18 protein-coding genes are annotated in these 21,633 nt (G+C 71.8%); 5 read left to right on the forward strand and 13 right to left on the reverse strand.

Annotated features, from left to right (window positions below):
- Positions 1-113 precede the first annotated feature (113 nt).
- From ACIREE_RS15280 to ACIREE_RS15310, 7 genes are all read right to left on the reverse strand, one after another.
- Complete coding sequence (locus ACIREE_RS15280; protein ID WP_404151179.1) at positions 114-2,348, reverse strand: 2-dehydropantoate 2-reductase; 2,235 nt, start codon at positions 2,346-2,348, stop codon at positions 114-116.
- On the reverse strand, positions 2,345-3,277 hold the full coding sequence (locus ACIREE_RS15285; RefSeq protein WP_404151181.1) for an SDR family NAD(P)-dependent oxidoreductase: 933 nt from the start codon (positions 3,275-3,277) through the stop codon (positions 2,345-2,347). The genes ACIREE_RS15280 and ACIREE_RS15285 overlap by 4 nt, the downstream gene beginning before the upstream one ends.
- Positions 3,277-4,584 carry an MFS transporter gene (locus ACIREE_RS15290; protein ID WP_404151183.1) on the reverse strand — a complete coding sequence of 436 codons (1,308 nt, stop codon included), beginning with the start codon at positions 4,582-4,584 and terminating at the stop codon, positions 3,277-3,279. The genes ACIREE_RS15285 and ACIREE_RS15290 overlap by 1 nt, the downstream gene beginning before the upstream one ends.
- Complete coding sequence (locus tag ACIREE_RS15295) at positions 4,581-5,513, reverse strand: polysaccharide deacetylase (RefSeq protein ID WP_404151185.1); 933 nt, start codon at positions 5,511-5,513, stop codon at positions 4,581-4,583. The genes ACIREE_RS15290 and ACIREE_RS15295 overlap by 4 nt, the downstream gene beginning before the upstream one ends.
- A 144-nt stretch (positions 5,514-5,657) precedes the next feature.
- Positions 5,658-6,641 (reverse strand): Lrp/AsnC family transcriptional regulator, encoded by a 984-nt coding sequence (locus ACIREE_RS15300; RefSeq protein ID WP_404151246.1) that lies wholly within the window; start codon positions 6,639-6,641, stop codon positions 5,658-5,660.
- A gap of 248 nt (positions 6,642-6,889) precedes the next feature.
- Positions 6,890-7,282 (reverse strand): type II toxin-antitoxin system death-on-curing family toxin, encoded by a 393-nt coding sequence (locus ACIREE_RS15305; RefSeq protein WP_404151187.1) that lies wholly within the window; start codon positions 7,280-7,282, stop codon positions 6,890-6,892.
- Entirely contained in the window at positions 7,279-7,473 is a 195-nt protein-coding gene (locus tag ACIREE_RS15310) for a ribbon-helix-helix protein, CopG family (RefSeq protein ID WP_404151189.1), read from the reverse strand. Before ACIREE_RS15310 ends, ACIREE_RS15305 begins: the two co-directional genes overlap by 4 nt.
- A 102-nt stretch (positions 7,474-7,575) precedes the next feature.
- Between ACIREE_RS15310 and ACIREE_RS15315 the strand changes: the two genes are divergently transcribed.
- Positions 7,576-9,027 (forward strand): serine hydrolase, encoded by a 1,452-nt coding sequence (locus tag ACIREE_RS15315; protein WP_404151191.1) that lies wholly within the window; start codon positions 7,576-7,578, stop codon positions 9,025-9,027.
- Positions 9,028-9,037: 10 nt separating this feature from the next.
- Here the strand turns inward: ACIREE_RS15315 and ACIREE_RS15320 are convergent, their stop codons facing one another.
- Positions 9,038-9,730, reverse strand: coding sequence for an alpha/beta fold hydrolase (locus ACIREE_RS15320; protein ID WP_404151193.1), 693 nt, complete (start codon positions 9,728-9,730; stop codon positions 9,038-9,040).
- A gap of 188 nt (positions 9,731-9,918) precedes the next feature.
- Here ACIREE_RS15320 and ACIREE_RS15325 point away from each other — a divergent pair, with 188 nt between their 5' ends.
- Positions 9,919-11,007 carry a hypothetical protein gene (locus ACIREE_RS15325; RefSeq protein ID WP_404151194.1) on the forward strand — a complete coding sequence of 363 codons (1,089 nt, stop codon included), beginning with the start codon at positions 9,919-9,921 and terminating at the stop codon, positions 11,005-11,007.
- Positions 11,008-11,020: 13 nt separating this feature from the next.
- Here the strand turns inward: ACIREE_RS15325 and ACIREE_RS15330 are convergent, their stop codons facing one another.
- Together ACIREE_RS15330 and ACIREE_RS15335 are read right to left on the reverse strand one after the other, a co-directional pair.
- Positions 11,021-11,896: a serine hydrolase gene (locus ACIREE_RS15330; RefSeq protein ID WP_404151248.1), complete on the reverse strand. Its 876-nt coding sequence runs from the start codon at positions 11,894-11,896 to the stop codon at positions 11,021-11,023.
- A 40-nt stretch (positions 11,897-11,936) separates the two neighbouring features.
- Complete coding sequence (locus tag ACIREE_RS15335) at positions 11,937-12,896, reverse strand: LysR family transcriptional regulator (protein ID WP_404151196.1); 960 nt, start codon at positions 12,894-12,896, stop codon at positions 11,937-11,939.
- Positions 12,897-12,981: 85 nt separating this feature from the next.
- Between ACIREE_RS15335 and ACIREE_RS15340 the strand changes: the two genes are divergently transcribed.
- Positions 12,982-14,607 carry a penicillin-binding transpeptidase domain-containing protein gene (locus ACIREE_RS15340; protein WP_404151198.1) on the forward strand — a complete coding sequence of 542 codons (1,626 nt, stop codon included), beginning with the start codon at positions 12,982-12,984 and terminating at the stop codon, positions 14,605-14,607.
- Positions 14,608-14,614: 7 nt separating this feature from the next.
- On the opposite strand, the gene crcB (ACIREE_RS15345) is transcribed toward ACIREE_RS15340, so the two are convergent.
- From crcB (ACIREE_RS15345) to ACIREE_RS15355, 3 genes are all read right to left on the reverse strand, one after another.
- Positions 14,615-14,989, reverse strand: a complete 375-nt coding sequence (crcB, locus tag ACIREE_RS15345) for a fluoride efflux transporter CrcB (protein ID WP_404151200.1) — start codon at positions 14,987-14,989, stop codon at positions 14,615-14,617.
- The gene (gene crcB / locus ACIREE_RS15350; protein ID WP_404151250.1) at positions 14,986-15,450 is read right to left on the reverse strand and encodes a fluoride efflux transporter CrcB; all 465 of its coding nucleotides are present in this window, start codon (positions 15,448-15,450) and stop codon (positions 14,986-14,988) included. The genes crcB (ACIREE_RS15345) and crcB (ACIREE_RS15350) overlap by 4 nt, the downstream gene beginning before the upstream one ends.
- A gap of 213 nt (positions 15,451-15,663) precedes the next feature.
- Positions 15,664-17,385, reverse strand: coding sequence for a hypothetical protein (locus tag ACIREE_RS15355; RefSeq protein ID WP_404151202.1), 1,722 nt, complete (start codon positions 17,383-17,385; stop codon positions 15,664-15,666).
- Positions 17,386-17,606: 221 nt separating this feature from the next.
- Between ACIREE_RS15355 and ACIREE_RS15360 the strand changes: the two genes are divergently transcribed.
- Positions 17,607-20,660 carry a glycoside hydrolase family 3 protein gene (locus tag ACIREE_RS15360; RefSeq protein WP_404151204.1) on the forward strand — a complete coding sequence of 1,018 codons (3,054 nt, stop codon included), beginning with the start codon at positions 17,607-17,609 and terminating at the stop codon, positions 20,658-20,660.
- An 85-nt stretch (positions 20,661-20,745) separates the two neighbouring features.
- The gene (locus ACIREE_RS15365; protein WP_404151252.1) at positions 20,746-21,522 is read left to right on the forward strand and encodes a polysaccharide deacetylase family protein; all 777 of its coding nucleotides are present in this window, start codon (positions 20,746-20,748) and stop codon (positions 21,520-21,522) included.
- Positions 21,523-21,633: the final 111 nt, after the last annotated feature.

Consider the following 21,633-nt stretch of genomic DNA (forward strand, 5'->3'; position numbering starts at 1 on the left):
TGGGGACCGCAAACGGGCAGGCGCGGGCGGGCGGTCGAGACGGTGCGGCCAGTTGCGCCAGAGGTGACGTCTGCCCTTGTGCTCACGTGCGAGGGAGGACTGCGAGGACGGATTCAGGCGTCGGCCAGAGTCGTGAGGACCATCGCGGTCAGTGCCGCCCGCTCCACCATCCCGGCCACCGAGGTGTTCTCCGAGCGGGCATGGGCTCCGGAGCCGACCGCGCCGATGCCGTCCAGCACCGGGACGCCCGCCGCCACCACGAAGTTGCTGTCGCTGGCGCCGCCGACCGACGTCTCCCGCAGCTCCCTGCCGAGCGCCGCCGCACAGGTGCGGGCCAGCTCCGCCAACTCGGCGACGCCCGCGGTGCGTTCGAAGACCGGACGGTTCCAGTCGCCCGTGACCTCGATCGTCGTCCGCCGGTCGACCGGCTCCAGCGCGGCCAACGCCGCACCGACGCGGCCCTGTTCGGTGGCGGTGGCGACCCGGATGTCGAGCCGGGCCACGGCCCGGCCCGCCGTCACGTTGCTCCGGGTGCCGCCCTCGATCACCCCTACGTTGAGCGAGGTGCCGGCTTCCGGGTCACGCAGGTCGCCAAGTCGCAGGATCTGGCGGGCCAGTTCCTCGACCGCGCTGGCGCCGGCCTGCGGGTCGAGGCCCGCGTGCGCCTCCTGGCCGGTGACGGTGACGGTGAACAGGCCGACGCCCTTACGAGCCGTCTTGACGGCGCCGTCGGCCGCGGCCTCGAAGACCAGGGCGGCGCGGCTGCCGCGGGCCTCGGCGACGATGGCCTCGCTGGAGGTGAGGCTGCCGGTCTCCTCGTCGCCGTTCAGCATGAGGGTGCAGCCCGGACGCGGCAGGCCGAGCGCGTCCAGTGCCCGCAGCGCCCACACCGCCTGCACCAGGCCGGCCTTCATGTCGAAGACGCCGGGGCCGGTGATCCGGTCGCCGTCCCGCTCGAACGGCCACTCGTCCAGCGTGCCGGTCGGCCAGACCGTGTCGTAGTGGCCCAGCAGGAGGACCGGCCGGTCCCCGGAGCCCGGGTAGCGGCGGACCAGGATGTCGCCCGTCCGCTCGCGTTCCAGCACCTCTTCGGCCTGCGGGGTGCCCAGGGCGTCGTCGAGCCAGCCGCGCAGCCACGTCAGACAGGCGGCGAGCGCCTCCCTGTCGTCACTGGCACTCCCCTGGGCGGTGTACGCGGCCAGGTCGTCGACCATGTCCTGCTGATGCGCGTCCAGCCACTCGCTCACCGCGTCCGCCCGTTCCCGGTCGGGACGCGTGGAACCGTCGTACACGCGCGGACGGGACACCTCCGCCGCGGAGCCCGGGGCGGAGGCACCCGCGAGGCGGTCGAGCGCGTCCAGCCGTGACTCCGCCATCAGTTCCGGGTCGCGCTCCAGCTCGCGCAGCCCGTCGATGACGGAGCGCAGCACCGGGGCGCCCACCCCGTGCCGCTCGGCCTGGGCGAAGACCTCCGCGTAGTGCGTGGTCACCTCGACCGGCCGACGGCGTACCGCAAGGTCTCGCCAGATGCCGCTGCGGTCCTTGGCCTGGGTGGCCAGCCAGGCGGTGAGGCGCACGGTGGCGGCACGGCGTACGGCAGGGTCGGCGGCCGACCGGAACGCGTCGGGCTCGAAGGCGTCGAACGCCTCCAGTTCCACTCCCAGCGCGTGGGCCACGTCGAAGACCTCACCGGCCACCGCGTGCATGGTGAGCGGGTGCCGGTCGATCAGTTCGGCCATGGGCGCGTCGGCCAGGGCGGTGGCCGCCAGCATGGCGCCGAACCCGGCCTTGGCCCACAGGTAGCCCTCGACGTTGTCGCTGGCCACCGCGGGGCCCCAGCTCTGCAGGTCGGCGACGAGCGCGCGGACCCGCTCCGAGACGGTGGCACCGTGGCACTCACCGACCACGAGGGCTCCGGCGCCTCCGTCGAGGATCACCCCCGGCTCGATGACGTCGGCGAAGATGTTGACGAAGGCGGCGACGGTGCGTTCCGCCCCGATCCGGCTCGCTATCAGCTCCTCGTTGAAGCCGTTCTGGAACGAGACGACCCAGCCGTCCGGAGCCAGTCGCGGGGCGATCCAGTCGAGCGCGGCGCCCGTGGCCTGTGCCTTGACCGCCAGCAGCACGCGGCCGAGGGGGCCGTCGTACGCGTCGGGTGTCGCCGCTTCGACCCGTACGCTCTCGCGGTGCTCGCCCCGGGCGACGGTCAGCCCCCGGTCACGGACCGCCGCCACGTGCGCCGCGTCCGTGTCGATGAGACGGACCCGGTGGCCCGCACGGGCCAGGCTGAACGCCAGGGTCCCGCCGATGGCTCCGGCTCCGACCACCGTGTAACTGTCGCTGCTCATGCGGGGTTTCCTTCCTTGGCCGGAGCCGGAGCCTCGGCCGATGACGCGGGTACGGCGGTGGGGGTGGAGGTGGAGGCGTGTGGGGTGCCGTCGGCCGTCCCCGAGCCATCCGGTGGCCAGATCCGGGGCAGATGGAGTGCGCCGGTGCTCGACCCTCCGTCGACCCGCAGGATCTCGCCGGTGATCCAGGAGGCGTCGGGGCCCGCGATCCAGCGGACCGCGCGGGCGATGTCCTGGGGGGTGCCCGCCCTGCCGAGCGGATTGGTGCCGATCGCGGCGGCGTACTCGTCGGAGACCGGATTGCACGCGCTGTCGACAGCGACGAACCCGGGGCTGACCGCATTGACCCGGATACCCTGGGCGCCCAGTTCGAGCGCGGCGGCCCGGGTCGCCATCTCGAGGGCCGCCTTGGAACTGGCGTAGGGACCGCCGCCGGGACGGGCCCGGAGCGCCGAACCCGAGGAGATGTTGACCACCGCGCCGCCCCGGCCGTGCTCCGCGGCCAGCCGGGCGAAGGCGCCGGTGGCCAGGACCGGAGCCCGCAGGTTGACGGCGAAGAGCCGGTCCCAGTCCGCGGCGGACACGTCGCCCATGTCGAGTGACGGGTAGACGCCGGCCGCGTTGACCAGGACGTCGACCGGTCCTCGCGCCTGCCACGCCTGGTGGACGAGGTCCGCCGCGGCTTCCGGTCGGGTCAGGTCGACGGTGAGCGTACCGACCGGTCCTGCGCCGGATCCGGAGCCCGAGCCGGTCACGCCGAGCTCCGCGGCAACGCGGTCGAGGGCCTCTTGGTCGCGGTCGGCGAGAGTGAGGGCGACGCCCTCCGCGGCACCTCTCGCGGCACTCTTCACGGCACCTCCCGCGGCGAACTCCGCCGCGATCGCCCGGCCGATCCCCCCGGCCGCGCCCGTGATGAGGACATGGCGCATCACTTGAACTCCTTGTTCTTGGTCTCCGGCATCGTCACGTAGACGACGAACGAGATGAGCGACGCCCCGACGACGTACAACCACAGGAGGTCGCTGTGGCCGCTCTCGTGCATCCAGGTGGTGAGGTAGGGGGCGGTGCCGCCGAAGAGGGCGACGGCCAGCGCGTACGGCAGGGCGATCCCGGTGGCCCGGATCTCCGCGGGGAACTGCTCGGCCATGATCACCGCGCAGTTCGCGGAGTAGCCGAGGATCAGCAGCATCCCGACCAGCTGCACCAGGAACAGGCTGAGGAAGCTATCGCCCAGCAGATGCAGCAACGGCCAGGCCAGCACCACGAACCCGCCCGCGAAGACGGCCATGGTCGGCTTGCGGCCGAGGCGGTCGGAGAGCAGACCGGCGAAGGGCAGCAGGACGACGAAGACGATCAGGCACAGCGTCTGCGACAACAGCGCCTTGCTCAGCGGGATGCCGGTGGTGAGATTCGCGTACGTCGGCAGGTAGTTGACCCAGATGTAGTACGTGAGCGTTCCCGCGATGGTGATTCCCGCGACGCGCAGCGCGGCCCCGGGGTGCTCGACGAACATCGCCTTGAGCGGGTGGGAACGGGTCCGGCCCTCTCCCTGGACCTGGGTGAAGGACTCGGTGTCCGCCACCGAGACCCGCAGCCACAGCCCGACCAGGCCGAGCAGCCCGCCGGCGATGAAGGCGAGGCGCCAGCCCCACGAGTGCAGGGCCGCGTCGCTGAGGGCGGAGGTGGTGACGGTTCCCAGCAGGGAGGCGATCAGCACCCCGCCGGCGACCGACACCTGCTGCCACGATCCGGCGAAGGCGCGGCGGCCGGTGGCGGCGGACTCCACGAGGAACGCCGAGGACGACCCGAACTCGCCCCCGGCGGAGAACCCCTGGACCAGCCTGGCCAGCAGCAGCAACAGCGGGGAGAACACGCCGATGGACTGATAGCTCGGGGTCAGGGCGATGACGAACGCGGCGCCCGCCATCAGGCCGACCGTCAGGGTCATGCCCTTCTTCCGGCCGTACCGGTCGGCGTACACACCGAGTACGGCCGCGCCGACGGGCCGCATGACGAAGCCGACCGCGAAGACGGCCAGAGTGGACAGCAAGGCGACGGCTTCGTTGCCGGAGGGGAAGAACTCATCGGCGATGATCTTGGCGAAGATGGAGTAGAGGGCCCAGTCGACCCATTCCACGGTGTTGCCGATCGTGCCGGCGACGATGGCCTTGCGCTGCTTGCCGCTCAGTTTGTGCGTGGCCTGCGCGGCCGGGGCCACGGGGGACTCAGTACTCATGACGTGTGCTCCGGGATCTCGTGCGCAGGCGCGGTGCGGACGGCCTCGGCCAGTTCCGCGTGGGTCGCGTACCAGACGTCGGGGTGGCCGGCGATGTGGTCCAGCAGTTCCCGCAGGATGACCAGCCGTGAGCGGTGACCGATGACATGCGGGTGGAGGGTCAGCTGGAAGACACCGCCCGCGCGGTAGGCGGCGTCGAATTCGTCGGTCCAGATCTCCAGCACGTCGCGGGGGCGGCTGTGGGGGCGGACCGCGCCGTAGCGGTCCATCGTGAAGTACGGCGCGTCGTCACGGATCCAGTCGACGGGGATCTCGACCAGTCCTGTGGCGCGGCCCGCGGCCAGGATCTCGTAGGGCTCGTCGTCCGCCATCAGCGACGAGTCGTAGGAGAAGCCCAGGTCGAGGATGGTCTGCAGGGTCGAGTCCGAGAAGTCCCAGGACGGTGTGCGGATACCGGTCGGACGCTGCCCCGTGAGCTCGGTCAGGGCATCGAGGGCCCGGCCCACGAGTTCCTTCTCGTCCTCGGCGCCGAGGAGTGTGTTGCGCTCGTGGATCCAGCCGTGGACGGCGAGTTCGTGGCCGTCGCGGGTGTAGGACCGGGCCTCGTCGGGGTGGAGCAGCGCGGAGACGGCCGGCATGAAGAACGTCGCCGGGACCCCGAACCGGGCGAGCAGGTCCAGGACCCGTGGTGCGCCGACCCGTGCCCCGTACTCGCCCTGGGCGAGCAGCCCCGGGCTGGTCAGGCCGTCGCGGAGGGGGATGGTCTCGTGGTCCGCGTCGAAGGACAGGGCGACCGCGACCCGGGCGCCGCCGGGCCGGCGCTCCGGCACCAGCCGACGCCCGGCACGGACTGCCTCGACATGGCGCCGCCATTCGCTTTCGGGCCACCGCCAGCTCTGCGTCGCGGTGTCAGGCTCGTTCGTTGACATGGTGCTCTCCTGACTCGGGGGCGGGGCTCGGGCACGAGGTCTCGGGGTGCGCGGCTCGGCGTGCGGGCAGGCTGCCGCGTACATGTGTGGGGCGGTACGTGTGTGCGCCGTCGGCGCATGACGGATGGAGGGCCGGCCGGGGGCTCAGCCGGATTGGTCCAGCCGGGTCCAGGCACCCTTGACGGTGGCCAGATGCACGGTGACGTCGGAGGCGTTCAGTCCCGGTAGGGCGCCGATGGCCTCACCGGTGTAGCGGAACAGGTCGGTACGGCGGGGCAGGACCATGTGGCCGACCAGATTGAACCTGCCGGTGGCCGCGGCGAGGAACTTGGTGCCCGGATGGCGTGCGAGCTGCCGTCCCGCCGCGTCGAGCTGGTTCGGCTCGATGGACAGCCACACCATGAACTCCGCCTGGTACCCGAGGAGCGCCGGGTCGACGAGGGTCCTGAAGTGCAGGACTCCGCGCTCCACCAGCCGGTCCAGGGCCCGCGAGACGCTGGACTCGCTGCGCTCCAGCCGGCGGGCCAGCGTGCTGACGGGCAGTCGGCCGTCCTCGGCGAGACCCTCGGCCACGGCCTGTTCGAGACCGGACAGCGCTTGTGGCGCCTGGTCCCAGTCGTCACGGTCGTACGGTGGGGCGAGCGTGGCGGGCCGCAGGTCGGCGGCGGCCTCGGGCGGCAGCAGGCCGGTGTCCCACATGGCCGCCGAGGTGAAGTTGCGGATGACGGCGACGCACTCGGTGCCGGCGATCAGGTGCGCGCCGGGCAGGTCGGTGAAGAGCAGCCTCATCAGTTGTTCGTTGTCCTGGGCGACGAAGTCGACGATGAGGTCGGCCGTGCCGGTGACGACGGCCAGGAACCGCGCCTCCGGGCACTCGGCCAGCAGCTCGGCGAGTTCGAGGCCCTTGCCGGGCTTGGCGTGCACGCGTACCAGCATGGACGAACCGCTCTCGGTGCGGTCCAGCTCCAGCGCGCCGACCACATGCACGAGCTTCCGCTCACGCAGCGTCTGGTAGCGCCGCTGGGCGGTGGTCTCGCTGGCCCCCACCCATCGCGAGATGGAGTTCCACGAAGCACGGCCGTTGAGCTGGAGCGCTGCGATGACGCGGCGGTCCAGCTCGTCGATCATGTCTGCGTGGGCTCGGGGTGACATGGCAGGGACGCTAATCACGACCGGAAAACCCGTCAACGATGGAATCCTGCATGAGCGGGCATCGCGGAGCCTGTCTCCGGCGTCAGCTGTGTTTCGGATACGAGAATTCAGCAGATCGGCCCCGGCTCGCCGGGGTGACGAGCCCGTGCAGGATCGCCCCGCGAAGGAACGTAAATTTCTGGCCACCCGGGTGACCGGCTCAGGCGGCCTCGCGGCGCCGAATGTCAGGAGACGGGGAACCAGGCCGCCAGGCGCTTGGCGATGACCGGCACGTCGACCATGTCCTGTGCGACGTCCTCGACGAAGGGGCCGGCGACGGAGACGGGCGGCGGGGCGGCACTGGCGCCGACGCCGTTGAAGCGCAGGAAGACACGCATGGCGAGCCAGGCGGTGCGCTTGTTGCCGTCGATCAGCGCATGATTGCGGGCAACGGAGTGCAACAGTGCCGCCGCCTTCTCATGGAGCGTGGGATAGAGCTCGGCTCCGAACACGTGGGTCCGGGGTCGTTCGACCGCCGAGACCAGAAGTCCCATGTCCCGCACGCTGTGCTCGGTGCCGTTGACCTTGCGGGCGATGGTCAGGATCTCGTCGATCTGGACGTGACGCACAGCGGTCACTTCAGGTGGTCCAGGATGTCCGCGTCGCTGTCCATGAGCTCGGCCAGGACGTCGTCGACCTTCAACTCGGCCCGGTCCTGGGCGTCGCGGATGGCCTCGATAGCGAGCTCCTGCTTGCTGCGGCCCTCGCGACGAGCACGCTCGGTGAGCTTCGCGTCCAGGTCGTCGGGGAGTCGGAGTGTCATCGCCATACGAGGATGATACCAGGCTGGTATCACGGTGGCGCAACCCTGGCAGAAGCCTGGTGGGGCGCCCCCTGGACGGCGCGTCATCGGCCGACGGAGGATGCCTGCATGACGCACCCACCGATCTCCGCTCGCGCCCTACCAGCCGCCGCTCCCTCCGAGATGGATGTCGACGCCCGCGGCATCGCCCGCTTCGTCGACGCCCTCGACGCGCATCCCGGTATCGAGCCGCACAGTCTCATGGTGCTGCGCGGCGGGCGCACCGTCGCCGAGGGCTGGTGGGCCCCGTACGGGCCGGACCGCGTTCATCTGCTCTACTCGCTGAGCAAGAGTTTCGCCGCGACGGCCGCCGGACTGGCGTACGGCGACGGGCTGTTGGACCTGGACGCGCCGGTCGTCTCCTACTTCCCCGAGTTCGCCGACGACATCACCGATCCGCGCTCCCGCGGCATCCTGGTGCGCCATATCGCCGCCATGGCCAGCGGCCATCTGGAGGAGCAGATCGTCGTCGCCCACCGGACCGACCGGGTCGAGCCGGTCCGCGGCTTCCTCCTCAACCCTCCCGAGCGGGACCCGGGGACCGTCTTCACGTACAACCAGCCCAACACCTACACGCTGGCGGCGATCGTCTCGAAGGTGACCGGCCGCCACATCGACGACTATCTGCGGGAGCGGCTCTACGGGCCGCTCGGCATCGGTGAGGCCCTGTGGACCGAGCAGACCCCAGGCCGGGTGATGGGTTTCAGCGGGCTGCACACCGCCACCGACGCGATCGCCCGGCTCGGCCAGCTGTACCTGAACGGGGGCGTGTGGCAGGGCGAACGGTTGCTGTCCGAGAGTTGGGTGCGCGAGGCGACGCGGTGCCAGGTGGAGACCGACCGCCGCTCCCCGGCGCCCGATGAGAGCCCCGACTGGCAGCTGGGGTACGGGTTCCAGTTCTGGATGGGCCGGCACGGTTTCCGCGGCGACGGCGCGTACGGACAGTTCTGTCTGGTGCTGCCGGAGCGGGACGCCGTGGTGGCGATCACGGCTGCCACCGAGCAGATGCAGGATCTGCTGGACGCGGCCTGGGAACATCTGCTGCCCGCCCTCGGCGCCAAGGGCACCCCGGAGGCGGACTCCGAACTCGCCGACAGGCTTGGTGAGTTGGCGCTCCCTCCGGTGACCGGCGCGGCCGCGCCCAGGGGCGGCGCGCACGCATGGACGTCCGCGCCGTTCACCCCTGCCGCACAGGAGGAGCCCGCGGCCGGTGCGTCCCTCGCGACGGGCCCGGACGGCACCTGGACGCTGACCCTGGTCGAGCCTTCGGGCGCCCGGCTCGCGGTACCTCTGGGCGTCGGCGGCTGGGCGGTGACCGAAGGCACCGCCGACGCCCCGCCCGTCGCCGCCGGCGCGGCTTGGGACACGGACGGCGCGGTGCTGCGCGCCGCCGTCCAGTTCCTGGAGACCCCCCACCGCCTCGACACCGTACTCACCTTGGAAGACCGCCGCCTGAGCACGTCCTGGAGTACGGTGCCGCTCCGTCGGGCCTCGCTCCTGGATCAGCGGGCGCCGCGGTAGGCGGGTGGCGTCAGTGGCCGGCCGCTTGCTTGATCAGGGCGGTCACCACGGTCGGCTGCGACACGTAGACGGAGTGGCTGGCGGCGACCTCGACCACCCGGGATCCCGCGCGTTCCGCCATCGCGCGCTGGGCCGGCGGCGGGATCATCCGGTCGTCGGTCGGGACGAGATACCAGCTCGGCTTCGAGCGCCACGCCGGTTCGGCCACAGCGCCGGAGAGTGCCTCGACTCCCCACGGGACCTGGGAGTCGGCCAGGAACGCCGCCTGCTCCGCGGGCAGGTCGGCGGCGAAGGCGCCCGCGAACTTCTCTCGGTCCAGGAGGAGGAAGCCGTCCCTGGGCGGCAGGATCGGAGGGACGACGGCGCCCGGCGGCGGGTCCGCGATGAGGGTGTTCACCGACTCACCCTTGTCGGGCGCGAACGCGGCGATGTAGACCAGCGACGCCACCTTCGCGTGGGTTCCCGCCACGGAGATCACGGCACCGCCGTAGGAGTGCCCCACCAAGACCGCCGGACCGTCCAGCGCGTCGAGGACGCGCCGCACCGCGGCGGCGTCCCCTTCGAGGGACACGGTCGGGTTCTGGACGACGCTGACGTGGTACCCGTCGCGCTTGAGGAGGTCGTAGACCCCCCGCCAGCCCGATCCGTCCACGAACGCTCCGTGCACGAGAACGACGTGCCTGGGCTCCGGGCTCGTACTCATGGCGCCTCCCTCGGTGTGGCCGGCCGTCGCGGCCACGCGAAGAAAGTTAATAACCGCGGGGCGGCGTCGGTACCGGTCGACTGGCGTACTTCGGTGTACGCACGCCTGTGCGATCATGCTGCGACGACGACCGGCCTGGGGAGGGTCGGCCGCCGGTGGACGCGCTACGGAACTACGGGGAGCACAGCGTGAATTCGGGTGGCGAACAGGTCGGGTCGTCCGTGCCGGACGAGGAGTGGGAGCGGTTCCTTCGGGAGTCCGAGGAGGGGGTGCGGGACGCTCCCAAGGAGCCGTCGGCGCGCGCCCGCATGGTGACGCGGCGGCTCCAGGAGCAGGACGCGGGGCAGCAGCAACCGCAGGGGTGGCGGACGTACGCGCCCGCCCGGCAGCGGAAGCGCGTCTGGTACGTGGTGGGGCTCCTGGCCTGTGTGGCCCTGGTGCTCGTCGCGCTCGATCCGGGCCGGGTGACCGGCTGGTTCGGGGGCGGCGGCGCGGACGCGCCGCCGCTCGCCACTGAGACGGAGCGGCCCACGGAGGCACCGGCGGCCGAGGCGGCCCAACAGGGCACGCTGGATGAGCCGTTCAGGGGTTCGCCCGCCACGCGCTGGGCCGACGGAGCGGCCGGGATCGGGGTGCCCGCGGCGCGGGCCACCGGCTGGATGAGCAAGGCGCAGGTCGCGCAGGCGCTACGGCGGACCCGGGACTTCCTCGTGGCGTCCAGCCTGGACCCGAAGGTGCTGCGCGGCGAACGGCCCGCCGAAGCCATCGCGTTCATCAACCCGCACCAGCCGAAGGAGCGGACGTTCCTGGACACCTCGCTGAGCACGCCGAGCGAGAAGAACAACCCGCTGGTGCTGTTCAGCCGCTTCGACACGGCGCGGGCACGGCTCGTCGGGGACGTCGTCAAGACCCGGGGGCGGCTGACGTTCGAGGAGGGCGAGCACGGCGCGCTGAAGGTCAGCACCGACGTGACGTACGTGTACCCGGTGGTGCGCGCGGAGTCCGGCAGCGACCAGGTGGTGCGCACCATCGTGCGTCGCGAAGTGGTGGTGAACTGGGACGACCCGGCGAAGATCAAGACCGAGGCGGGCACCTTCTCCGTCGTACGGACCGGCCTGGACACCACCAATGCCGGCTGCGACACCTATACGGGCTTCCTCGTGCCCACCTTCGACGCCGCGCGGCAGGGCGGCGGCCCGACCGTCGACCCGTACGACCGCAGCACCGCGATCAGGGACGGCGAGGGCCAGGAGTGCGGAACCGCCACCCGGTCGTGAGCACCGGGGCCGCCTACCCGGCGCGCAGCGCGTCGACCGCGATCCTGGCTGCCGTGCCGATGACCGCGTCGGCGGCGGGCAGGACGGCCGCGGTCTGCGCGGTGCGGGTGAACACGGCGACGGCATAGCGGCCGCCGTCCGGGTACTCGACGACGCCGGCCTCCGCGCGCAGCGTCGGCAGCGACCCGGTCTTGCCCGCGACGTGCACGTCGTCGAAGGGAAAGCCGGACGCCAGCCGGTGCGGCCAGACCTGAAGGCCCATCAGGCGCCGTATGGCGGCACCGTGTTCGGGGGTGGTCGCCTCGTCACGCCAGACGGCGGCGAGCAGCCGCGTCAGGTCGCGCGGGGTGCTTCGGTTGGAGCGGGCCGGGTCGAGGGCGCGCAGCCGCGCGATGATGTGCGGGTCGGTCAGCGCTCGGGCGCCGGCGGGGCCCGCGTCCTCCTTGATGGAGGCCATCATGGCGCCGAAGGTGTGCACGGCGTACGTCGCGTCGAGGCCGAGGCGGGCGGTGGTGCGGTTGACCGCGTCGAGGCCGACGCGGGCGAGCAGCAGGTCCGCCGCGGCGTTGTCGCTGACGGACATCATCAGATAGGCGAGGTCGCGCACCGAGAGCCGGGCCGCGTCCAGCATCGCGGCGAGGCCGGTGGGGCCCGGGGTGCGGCCGCCCGGCGGGCAGTCGAGCTGCTCGGTGAGGTCGAGGGCTCCGGTCGCCGCCCGCTCGTGCAGGGCGACCAGCAGCGGGAGCTTGTGCACGCTCGCCGTACAGACCAAGTCATCGGCGTCGATGCCGAGTTGGTCTCCGGTGTCGATATCGAGGGCGTGCAGCCGGCCGGCGACCCCGGCGTCGGCGAAGGCCGCCCTGATGCGGTCGGGGGTGTCGGTTCGGATCGTCACAGCCAGTACTCCAAGATCACAGCCGGTACCAGGATCACAGCCAGTACTCCGCTGCCGGGCGCAGGTGCATGGGGCGCGTGGGGGTGTCGGGTCGGGCGTCGGCGGTGGTGCGCAGCGCGTGCGTGGCCGCGTCGGCGAAGGCGTGCACGGCGGCGTCGCCGTGCCCGCGCGGCCAGGCGACGGAGTGCCGCCAGGCCAGCGGGGCGGCGGCCAGCGGCCGCCACACGAGGTCGGCGTCGTCCTCGGCCGGTCCCGCGTCGCGCGGGCCGAGGGCGACGGCGCCCGCGGAGAGCACGAGACCGCGGACGAAGCTGGCGCCCTGCCCGTGCCGGACCGCGGGCGGTGTGTAGCCGCCGCGGGCGCAGCCGGTCAGCAGGTCGTCGTAGAGGGCGGGGGCGCCGGAGCGCGGGAAGAGGATCAGGTCGGATCCGGTGAGCGCGGCGAGCGGGACCTCGGCGCGCGCGGCCGCCGGGGCGGAGCGCGGCAGCAGTACGCCGAGCTCGCGGCGGAGCACGGGGCCGAGTTCGAGGCCGGTCACGTCGCAGGGGTGGTGGATGAGTCCGACATCGAGTTCGTGTGCGGCGAAGCGCCCGAGCTGCTCGGTGGTGGACAGTTCGTGCAGCTCCAACTCCATACCCACGGCCCGTTTCTGAAATCCCGTCAGGACGGCGGCCACGGTGTCGCCGCCGATGTCCGGCGGCAGGGCGGCGCGCAGCAGACCGCTCTCTCCGTCCCGGATGCGGCGCGCGGCGGCCCGGAGCGCCTCGGAGCGGGCAAGCAGCTCACGCGCCTCGGGCAGCAGCAGCATCCCGGCCTTGGTGATCGTCACCTGTCTGCTGGTGCGGTCGAAGAGCCGCACCTGGAGTTCCCGCTCCAGGCGCTGGACGCGCTGTGACAGGGGCGGCTGGGCCATGCCCAGGCGAGCGGCGGCGCGGCCGAAGTGTGACTCTTCTGCAACAGCCACAAAGCACTCAAGATGCCGGATCAGGTCCACGATCAGCAATCATATGCAATTTTGATCGATCTCCCATCGATATGAGACTTGGACAGAGGCCGGGACGGATTGCTCTCCTCGCGGCATGACGCACCATTCCTCTCCACGCGGCAGAACCCGCCTGCCCTCCTCTCTCAAGGCCGCTGTCGCCGTGACCGTGGTCCTCGCCGTCGCCGCGGGCGGCGCCTACGCGGCCGGGCTCGGCCCCTTCGACCGGGGTGACGACGACGCCCTCGACCCGGCAGCGGCGGCGCAGGCCAGGGCGTTCCTCGCGGACTGGGCGGGCGGGCGGCTCGACGGCGCGGCCGCCCGCACCACGAACCCCGCCACCGCGCAGGAGGTACTGCGCAACTTCACCGCCGGGCTCGACATCAGCAAACCCCGGCTCACCGCGGCGCGGGCGACCCGGGGCGACGACGGTTCGGTCCGTGTCCCGTTCACCGCGAAGATGCCCGTGACAGGCCTCGGCACATGGACGTACACCTCTCAACTCCCCCTGCGCGAACAGAAGAACGGCGGGTGGAAGGTGGACTGGAGGCTGTCGCTCGTCCATCCGCACCTGAGCGAGAGCGCCAAGTTCCGCCTCGAACGGGAGGACACGGCCGCCCCGAAGGTCACCGACCGCCGCGGCGCCTCACTGACCGGTGACTCCTATCCGTCCCTGCAGGCGGTGCTCGGGCAGTTCGCAGGGGGCGGCGGCGGGCCGCGCGGGGCGATCCGGCTCGTCGACCGGGTCACCGGCCACGTCGAGGGGACGGAGACCGGCTTCGGCAAGGGCGAGAAGGACGCCGGGGCCGACGAGCCCGTCGCCACCACCCTCGACGCCTCCTGGCAGTCCGCGGCCGAGAAGTCGATGGCCAAGGCCGGCGGCAAGAACGCCTCGCTCGTCGCACTGCGCGTCGACAACGGCGAGGTGCTCGCCATGGCCAACTCCCCCGCCACGGGCTTCAACCGCGCGGTCTCGGGCACCTACGCGCCCGGCTCCACCTGGAAGATCGTCACCAGCAGCGCGCTGCTGCTCAAGGGCGCCGTCGCGCCGGACACCGTCGTGGACTGTCCCAAGCACCTCACCGTGGGCAAGGAGTTCCACAACGTGGAGACGTCCGAGTTCCCCGGCGCGAGCTTCCGCAAGGACTTCACCGAGTCCTGCAACACGGCCTTCATCAGCCTGCGCGGCAAGCTCGGCGGGTCCGAACTCGGTGACGTGGCACGCAAGTACTTCGGGGTCGGGCAGGAGTGGCATGTGGGGATCCCGTCGTACGACGGGTCGGTGCCGGTGCCGGGTGACGAGACCGAGAAGGCGGCGTCGATGATCGGGCAGGGCCGTATCCAGGCGAATCCGCTGATCATGGCGTCGGTCACGGCGACGGCCGCGTCCGGCACCTTCCACCAGCCGGTGATCGTGCGCGGCGGCAGGAACACGACGACGACCACCCCGCTGCCCGGGTCTGTCGTCACGCAGCTGCGTGACCTGATGCGGGCCACCGTCACCGAGGGGACCGCGCACGTGCTGGCCGACCTGCCCGGTGAGATCGGTGCGAAGACCGGTACCGCGGAGGTCTCCGAGGGCGAGCCGAACAACGGCTGGCTCGTCGCGCGGCGCGGGAACGTCGCCGTCGCCTGCGTCGTGGAGCAGGGTGTCACCGGCGGCGGTTCGGCCGGCCCGATCCTGCACAGCCTGCTGTCGGCCGTGCCCGGCGACCCGTCGTGAGAAGCGCTCAGCCCCAGAGCGCCTGGGCCAGGGCCGCACCCGTGAACGCCGCGCCGAGGCCCGCCGCGATGCTGCCCACGACGTTGGCCACCGCGTAGAGACCGGCCCGCGTCTCGGCCAGGCGCAGGGTCTCGTACGAGAACGTGGAGTACGTGGTCAGGGCGCCGCAGAGGCCGGTGCCGATCAGGAGCTGGAGCTGGGAGGAGGCGGCGCCCGCGGCGACCGCGCCCGTGATCAGGCCGAGGACGAACGAGCCGCCGACGTTCACCGCGAACGTGCCCCAGGGGAAGACCGTGTCGTGCCGCGACTGGACGGCACGGTCCGTGACGTAGCGCAGCGGGGCGCCGACCATGGCGCCCGCGATCACCAGGAGCCAGTTCATCGGGTCCTCCGTACGACGACGCGGCGCGCGAGATGCGCGCCGGTCCACACCGCCGCCAGCGCGACGCACACGGTCAGGGCCAGGTACCCGAGCGCGGTGCGGGCCTCGCCGAGGTCGGTCAGCTGCCGGATGTCCACCGCGTACGTGGAGAACGTGGTGAAGCCGCCGAGGACGCCGGTGCCGAAGAACGGGCGGACGAGCCGGGGGGCCGCCCACCCCTCCGTGATCACGACCATGAAGACACCGATGACGGCGCACCCGGCCGCGTTCACCTCCAGGGTCGTCCAGGGGAACGCGCCGGGCGGCGTGGGCCAGAGCAGCGACGCGCCATAACGGGCCGAAGCACCGAGCGCGCCGCCGAGCGCGACGACCCCGATCACCGGACCCTGCCCCCGCCACGCCTCCTGACGTTGCGCGGGGGCGGGTGGCTCGGCGTCGGGGTCGACGGGCTCGTTCGTCATGGGCGCGCGGGCCTTGTCCACGTCTACGTCTCCTACTCGCCTGGCATCCGCACCGGTAGCGCGGCGCGGACGCACATCGTCGCAAGTAGGGACCGTTGGCGGCACGCACGCCGCGGTTGGGTGCGGCGGGCCCCACCGCCGCGCGCCGGCCACCGGCCGACGCGCCGTCCACCCTACTCGGCCGACCTGACCCGGTCTCCGAGGCGGGCCCCCTCAGAGATCCGCGCCGAGGCCGCTGCTCACCACGTAACTGCACTGCGTGTAGGTGTATCCGGGCCGGATGCTGCCGCCCGCGGCGCGGCTGCGGGCCGTCGCCTGTGAGCCGCCCGGCTTGTGCAGGAAGTGGTACGTCCCCGCGGGCAGCCGGAGCGTCTTCTTCGGGTAGGTGCGGCCGCTCGCCTTGCAGGCCTTGCTGCTGCCCGCGGCCTCGCTCGCGTACTCCGAGCACGCACCGCACCCGCCGATCGTGACGCGACCGGTGACGGGCCCGGTGTAGAGGATCTCGACGGGCCCGGGGCCGTCGTTACTGATCACCATCTGCATACGTGTGCCGCCGGGCGCGTGGGCGGGCGGCAACTGCGTGCCCGCGGCCGGGCGTTGCTCGGCGATCTCGGCGGCGATGGCGACCTGCCGGGCGCGACTGCCGCGCCGGTCGCTCTTGTAGGTGCCCGCGAACTCGGCGAGCGTCTTACGGGCGTCCCCGAACTTGCCGTCCTTGAACTGATCCATCCCGCACGCGTACGCGCCGTCGCGCTCGGCCCCCTCGATGTCGCCGCGCAACCGTGCGGGGGCAGGCGCGGGCAGGTCCTTCGCCGTGTCGCCGATGCGGTGCAGCTCGTCGGTGGCGCGGCACGGCTGCGCGCCGGACAGGTCGCCCGCGCGCTTGTCGACGGCGGCGCGCACCGCGGGCGTCACCTCGGCCGCCTGCGCCGACTTCGGGAATGTACGCAGGAGTTGACCCAGTTCGCCGCCGCGTCCGTCGCCCCCGGCGGTGCCGAGCTTGCCGGTTCCGCATTCCAGTAGGGAGACGGCGAGGGGTGTGTCGGGCCAGGCCGCGAGGTCGCCGAGGATGTCGCGGGCGATGGATCTCGGTACGTCCCGGAGGTATTCGAGCGGGGCGACGGCCCCGCAACGGTCCTTCTCGGTGTACGGAGCGGCGACCGTCTTGTAGTAGGTGTCGAGGCTGTCGTGGACGCGGTGCGCCGCGCGGGAGCCGGGGTGGTCCACGGTGAGGGCGCGGTAGCGGGCCAGAGCGGTGCGGTAGGCGGGGCGCGCCTGGGCGAAGTCGTCGGCGGAGGCGTTCTTGACGAGGGCGTCGGTCGCGGCGAGCCGGTCGAGCAGCATGTCCTCGACGGCGTCGTCCCGGAGCCCGCCGTACGCGACCGCTCCCCCGGCGGGCACCGCGAGCAGGACGACCGCGAGGGCGACCAGCAGAACAGGCTTGGCCCGTAGCGCAGTTGAGCGCGCGCGCAGACCCCGGCGCGCACCGTCCGCCGCCGCGATCAGCAGCAGCGCCGCGTATCCGGCGAGGGCCCACCCCGGCACCCCGTCCGGGTCGGCGGGCAGGGCGACGACGAGCAGCCCGGCCGTCGCGGCGAGACACAGCGCGGCGAGCAGCCGGCGGCGCAGGAACACGTAACCCAGGCCCAGGCCGGAGAGGTTGAGCAGGCCGACGGCCAGCGCGCGGGCCGGGTCCGCGGGCCCCGGTGGCGGTTCCGGCGGCCGCACGGGCATCGACGGAGGCGCGGGTGCGGGTGCGGGTGGTGGCGCGGGCACGGGCGGCATCCCGGGCAGCGGCGGCGCGTCCGGCGCGGCTCCCGACGGCGGCGGCATCGCGGGCGGTGGCCCGAACGCGCCGCCTCCCGAGGGCTCCGAGGACCCCGAGGGTCCCGCCTGCCCCTCCTGTCCGGCCCGTCCCGCCTCACTGTCGGACATGTCCCCCGGCCACCTCATCGCGGTCCCCCAACCGTCAGGTGTCACATCCCTGTTGACACGATCCGGGGCGGCGGGGGGCCTGTCAATCGGTCGCGGCCCGCCAACTCCCTTTACGTTCCGAAGACTTGACGGTCCCCCGGCGCCCCCTTTAACTCAACTCTTGAATTTAGGCACTCCACGATGCACCACCATCACCCGCACGGGAACATCGGGAGAGAATCTTGCGCCACTCCACGCACACCCCCGCTCCGGGCCGGAGAAGACGGGCCGCTCTGCTCGCCGTCTCCGCGCTCGCCGCAGGACTGCTGCCGCTCACCACCGCAGGGGCGGCCTCGGCCGACGACCCGGCGCCCGTACCCGTCGACCGCTTCGAGGGCGAGGTGCCCTTCGCCTCGCAGCCCGCCGAGGGCCTCTTCACCTGGGGCGGCGACGCGGACGACAACCCGAAGCTGGAGCTGAAGGAACGCGCGGACGCGCCCGAGGGCGCCAAGGTGCTCGAAGGCTCGTACGACATCAGCGGCTACGGCGGCTTCACGCACGACTACGCCGCCGATCAGCCGGCCCACGACTGGACGGCGCACCAGGGCATCCGCCTGTGGTGGTACGGGGACGGCTCCGGCCGGAAGATCCCCTTCGAGATCAAGGACGGCGGAGCGCACGGCGAGGCGTCCGAGTTGTGGAACACCTCGTTCACGGACGACTTCACCGGCTGGAAGCAGATCGAGCTGCCGTTCACGCAGTTCGCGTACCGCACGGACTACCAGCCCGTCGGCGGCATCGACCACGTACTCGGTCTCGACAGGATGTGGGGGTACTCGCTCACCCTGCCGGCCGGGGTCAAGGGCCAATTCGCCGTCGACGACGTCGAGTTGTACGGGAAGGCCGACCCGGCGCTGCGCGCCCAGGTGTCGACGGACGCCGCCGTCCTCCCGGTCAAAGAGGGCGGCTCGGCCCGCGTGAAGGTGTCGGTGACGACGACCGGGAACGTGCCGCTCGCCGACGACGTAACCGTCGCGTACGCCACCGACGGCGGCACGGCGACGCCCGGCACCGACTACCGGCCGGTCAGCGGCAAGGTCAGCTTCCCCGCGGGTACCGCATCCGGCGCGTCCAAGACGGTCACGGTCACCACGTCCAAGGACCGCGAGAAGGCCGAGACGGCAGAGACGATCCCGCTGAAGCTCACCGTCACCGGCGCCAAGTCGCCCGCGGAGACCCCGCAGGTCGTCATCGATGCCCACGGCCTGCCCTACCTCGACGCGAAGCTGCCCGTGAAGAAGCGCGTCGCCGACCTCGTCTCGCGCATGTCTTTGGCGGAGAAGGCCGGTCAGATGACGCAGGCCGAGCGGGGCGGCGTGGGCGCGGGCGCCGACGTCACCGGCTACGACCTGGGCTCGCTGCTCTCCGGCGGCGGTTCGACGCCGACGCCGAACACGGCCGAGGCGTGGGCCGGGATGATCGACGGCTTCCAACTGCGGGCGCAGGCAACGCGGTTCCAGATCCCGCTGATCTACGGCGTGGACGCGGTGCACGGCCACAACAACCTGCCCGGCGCGACGATCATGCCGCACAACATCGGCATCGGCGCGACCCGCGATCCCCAACTGGCCCAGAAGACAGGGTCGGTGACCGCCTCCGAGGTGCGCGCCACCGGCGTCCCCTGGGACTTCGCGCCCTGCCTGTGCGTCTCGCGCGACGAGCGCTGGGGCCGCTCCTACGAGTCGTTCGGCGAGGACCCGGCGCTGGTGACGTCCATGGAGACGATGGTCCAGGGCTTCCAGGGCCGCGCGGACGGCAGCGACCTCGACCGCGGCGACAGGGTGCTCGCCACGGCGAAGCACTTCGTCGGCGACGGGGGCACGGCGTACGGCTCCTCGACCTCCGGCACGTACACCGTCGACCAGGGCGTCACGACGGTGACGCGGCAGGAGCTGGAGGCGGTGCACCTGGCGCCGTTCAGTGAGGCGGTTGACCGGGGCGTGGGCACGGTCATGCCGTCGTACTCCTCGCTCGACATCATCGGCGACGACCAGGGCCCGGTGAAGATGCACGGCGACGCCGCGATGATCAACGGGGAGCTGAAGGGCAAGCTCGGCTTCGACGGCTTCGTCATCAGCGACTACAACGGCATCGACCAGATACCCGGCGACTACGCGAGCGACATCCGCACGTCGGTCAATGCGGGCGTCGACATGGTCATGGCCCCGTACGCGTACAAGGACTTCCGCGACGGCCTGGTCACCGAGGTGAAGGCGGGCCGGGTCACCGAGAAGCGGATCGACGACGCCGTGTCGCGCATCCTCACCCAGAAGTTCAAGCTCGGGCTCTTCGAGAAGCCGTATGCGGACACGTCGCGGATCGGCGACATCGGCTCGGCCGGACACCGCGCCGTGGCCCGGCAGGCCGCCGCCGAGTCGCAGGTGCTGCTGAAGAACTCCGGGAACGTGCTGCCGCTGAAGAAGTCGCAGAAGGTGTACGTCGCCGGGTCGAACGCCGATGACCTCGGCAACCAGACCGGCGGCTGGACCATCACCTGGCAGGGCCAGTCCGGGAAGCACACGGACGGCACGACGATCCTCCAGGCCATGAAGAAGGCCTCCCCGGGCGCGGCGATCGACTACTCCAAGGACGCCTCGGCGCCGACGGCCGGATACGACGTGGGCGTGGTCGTCGTCGGCGAGACCCCCTACGCGGAGGGCGTGGGCGATGTCGGCAACGGCAACGACCTGGAGCTGACCGCCGCGGACAAGGCGGCGGTGGACAAGGTCTGCGGGGCCATGAAGTGCGTGGTGCTGATGGTCTCCGGCCGCCCGCAGCTGATCGGCGACCGGCTCGCGGACATCGACGGTCTCGTCGCGTCCTGGCTGCCGGGCACCGAGGGCGACGGGGTGGTCGACGTGCTGTACGGGAAGCGGGCCTTCACCGGTCAACTCCCGGTCACCTGGCCGAAGTCGGAGACACAGCTGCCGATCAACGTGGGCGACTCCTCCTACGATCCGCAGTTCCCGTACGGCTACGGCCTGACGACGTCGAAGAAGGTGCCGGTCGGCGGCGAGTTCACACTCAAGGCCCTCGCGCTCGCGGCCGGGCACGTGCACGACGCGAAAGCCGGACGCGCGCTCGTCGACACGGCGCGGCTGATCGTCCAGCGGAAGGCGGGCGACCGGATCACAGCCGCGTGGGCCAAGCCGTTCGCGGACGCCGACCACCTGTCCCTGACCGGCGACTACGCGGGAGCGCTCACCACACTGCTGACCGCCTACAGGGAGGCCTGAGCCACAAAAATCGCAGCTCAGAGCAGTACACACTCAGTGTATAGACCGTGTGTATAGTGCTGCCATGCCTGCTGCACCTGAGAAGATGATGAAAATACGAAGAGGGTTCCGCGCGGTCGCCGTACTGGCGGCCGCCGGGGCCCTCTCCCTCGGTCTGAGTGGCTGTACGACGTACGACACGACCAGCCCGAGCGCCGCCCGCAAGGCCTCCGCCGACGACGGGAAGGCAGGCCCCGCGCGGTTCGGCACGGTCGACTGCCGCAAGGCCAAGTGCGTCGCCCTGACCTTCGACGCGGGCCCGAGCGAGAACAGCCCGCGCCTCCTGGACATCCTCAAGGACAAGAAGGTCCCCGCGACGTTTTTCCTGCTCGGCAAGAACCACATCGCCGACCACCCGGACCTGGTCAAGCGCATGGCCAGGGAGGGGCACGAGCTCGCCAGCCACACCTGGGACCACAAGATCCTGACGGACATCGACGACGCGCAGATCCGCGACGAGTTCCGGCGCACCGACGACGCCGTGGAGAAGCTCACCGGCAAGCGCCCCACGCTGATGCGACCGCCCCAGGGGCGCACGGACGACCACGTCGGCGAGCTCGCCAAGGAGGAGGGTCTGGCGCAGATCCTGTGGGACGTGACCACGAAGGACTACACGACCACGGACTCCGCGCTGATCCAGAAGCGCGCCGTGGAGCAGACGAAGCGCGACAGCATCATCCTGCTGCACGACATCTACAAGGGCACGGTCCCGGCCGTCCCCGGCATCATCGACGCGCTCAAGCAGAAGGGGTACGTCTTCGTGACGGTGCCGCAGCTGCTCGCGCCCGGCAAGGCGGAGCCCGGCAAGGTCTACAAGCCCTGAGCGCCCGCCGCGGAACCCCTAGGTGTTCTGTCCGGGGAGGTTGTGGACGGGTGAGGCAGATCTCGGCTGAGGGATCTTGAACAGGTGAGGGCCTTCCGGTTCGGTGTGGAT

Source organism: Streptomyces sp. NPDC102467, assembly GCF_044765445.1.
Taxonomy (GTDB): domain Bacteria; phylum Actinomycetota; class Actinomycetes; order Streptomycetales; family Streptomycetaceae; genus Streptomyces.

Excerpts from the sequence above, each read along its gene's own strand:
- ACIREE_RS15280 (WP_404151179.1), bottom strand. The coding sequence starts at position 2,348 with ATGAGCAGCGACAGTTACACGGTGGTCGGAGCCGGAGCCATCGGCGGG.
- ACIREE_RS15285 (WP_404151181.1), bottom strand. The coding sequence starts at position 3,277 with ATGCGCCATGTCCTCATCACGGGCGCGGCCGGGGGGATCGGCCGGGCG.
- ACIREE_RS15290 (WP_404151183.1), bottom strand. The coding sequence starts at position 4,584 with ATGAGTACTGAGTCCCCCGTGGCCCCGGCCGCGCAGGCCACGCACAAA.
- ACIREE_RS15295 (WP_404151185.1), bottom strand. The coding sequence starts at position 5,513 with ATGTCAACGAACGAGCCTGACACCGCGACGCAGAGCTGGCGGTGGCCC.
- ACIREE_RS15300 (WP_404151246.1), bottom strand. The coding sequence starts at position 6,641 with ATGATCGACGAGCTGGACCGCCGCGTCATCGCAGCGCTCCAGCTCAAC.
- ACIREE_RS15310 (WP_404151189.1), bottom strand. The coding sequence starts at position 7,473 with ATGGCGATGACACTCCGACTCCCCGACGACCTGGACGCGAAGCTCACC.
- ACIREE_RS15315 (WP_404151191.1), top strand. The coding sequence starts at position 7,576 with ATGACGCACCCACCGATCTCCGCTCGCGCCCTACCAGCCGCCGCTCCC.
- ACIREE_RS15320 (WP_404151193.1), bottom strand. The coding sequence starts at position 9,730 with ATGAGTACGAGCCCGGAGCCCAGGCACGTCGTTCTCGTGCACGGAGCG.
- ACIREE_RS15340 (WP_404151198.1), top strand. The coding sequence starts at position 12,982 with ATGACGCACCATTCCTCTCCACGCGGCAGAACCCGCCTGCCCTCCTCT.
- crcB (WP_404151200.1), bottom strand. The coding sequence starts at position 14,989 with ATGAACTGGCTCCTGGTGATCGCGGGCGCCATGGTCGGCGCCCCGCTG.
- crcB (WP_404151250.1), bottom strand. The coding sequence starts at position 15,450 with ATGACGAACGAGCCCGTCGACCCCGACGCCGAGCCACCCGCCCCCGCG.
- ACIREE_RS15355 (WP_404151202.1), bottom strand. The coding sequence starts at position 17,385 with ATGTCCGACAGTGAGGCGGGACGGGCCGGACAGGAGGGGCAGGCGGGA.
- ACIREE_RS15365 (WP_404151252.1), top strand. The coding sequence starts at position 20,746 with ATGATGAAAATACGAAGAGGGTTCCGCGCGGTCGCCGTACTGGCGGCC.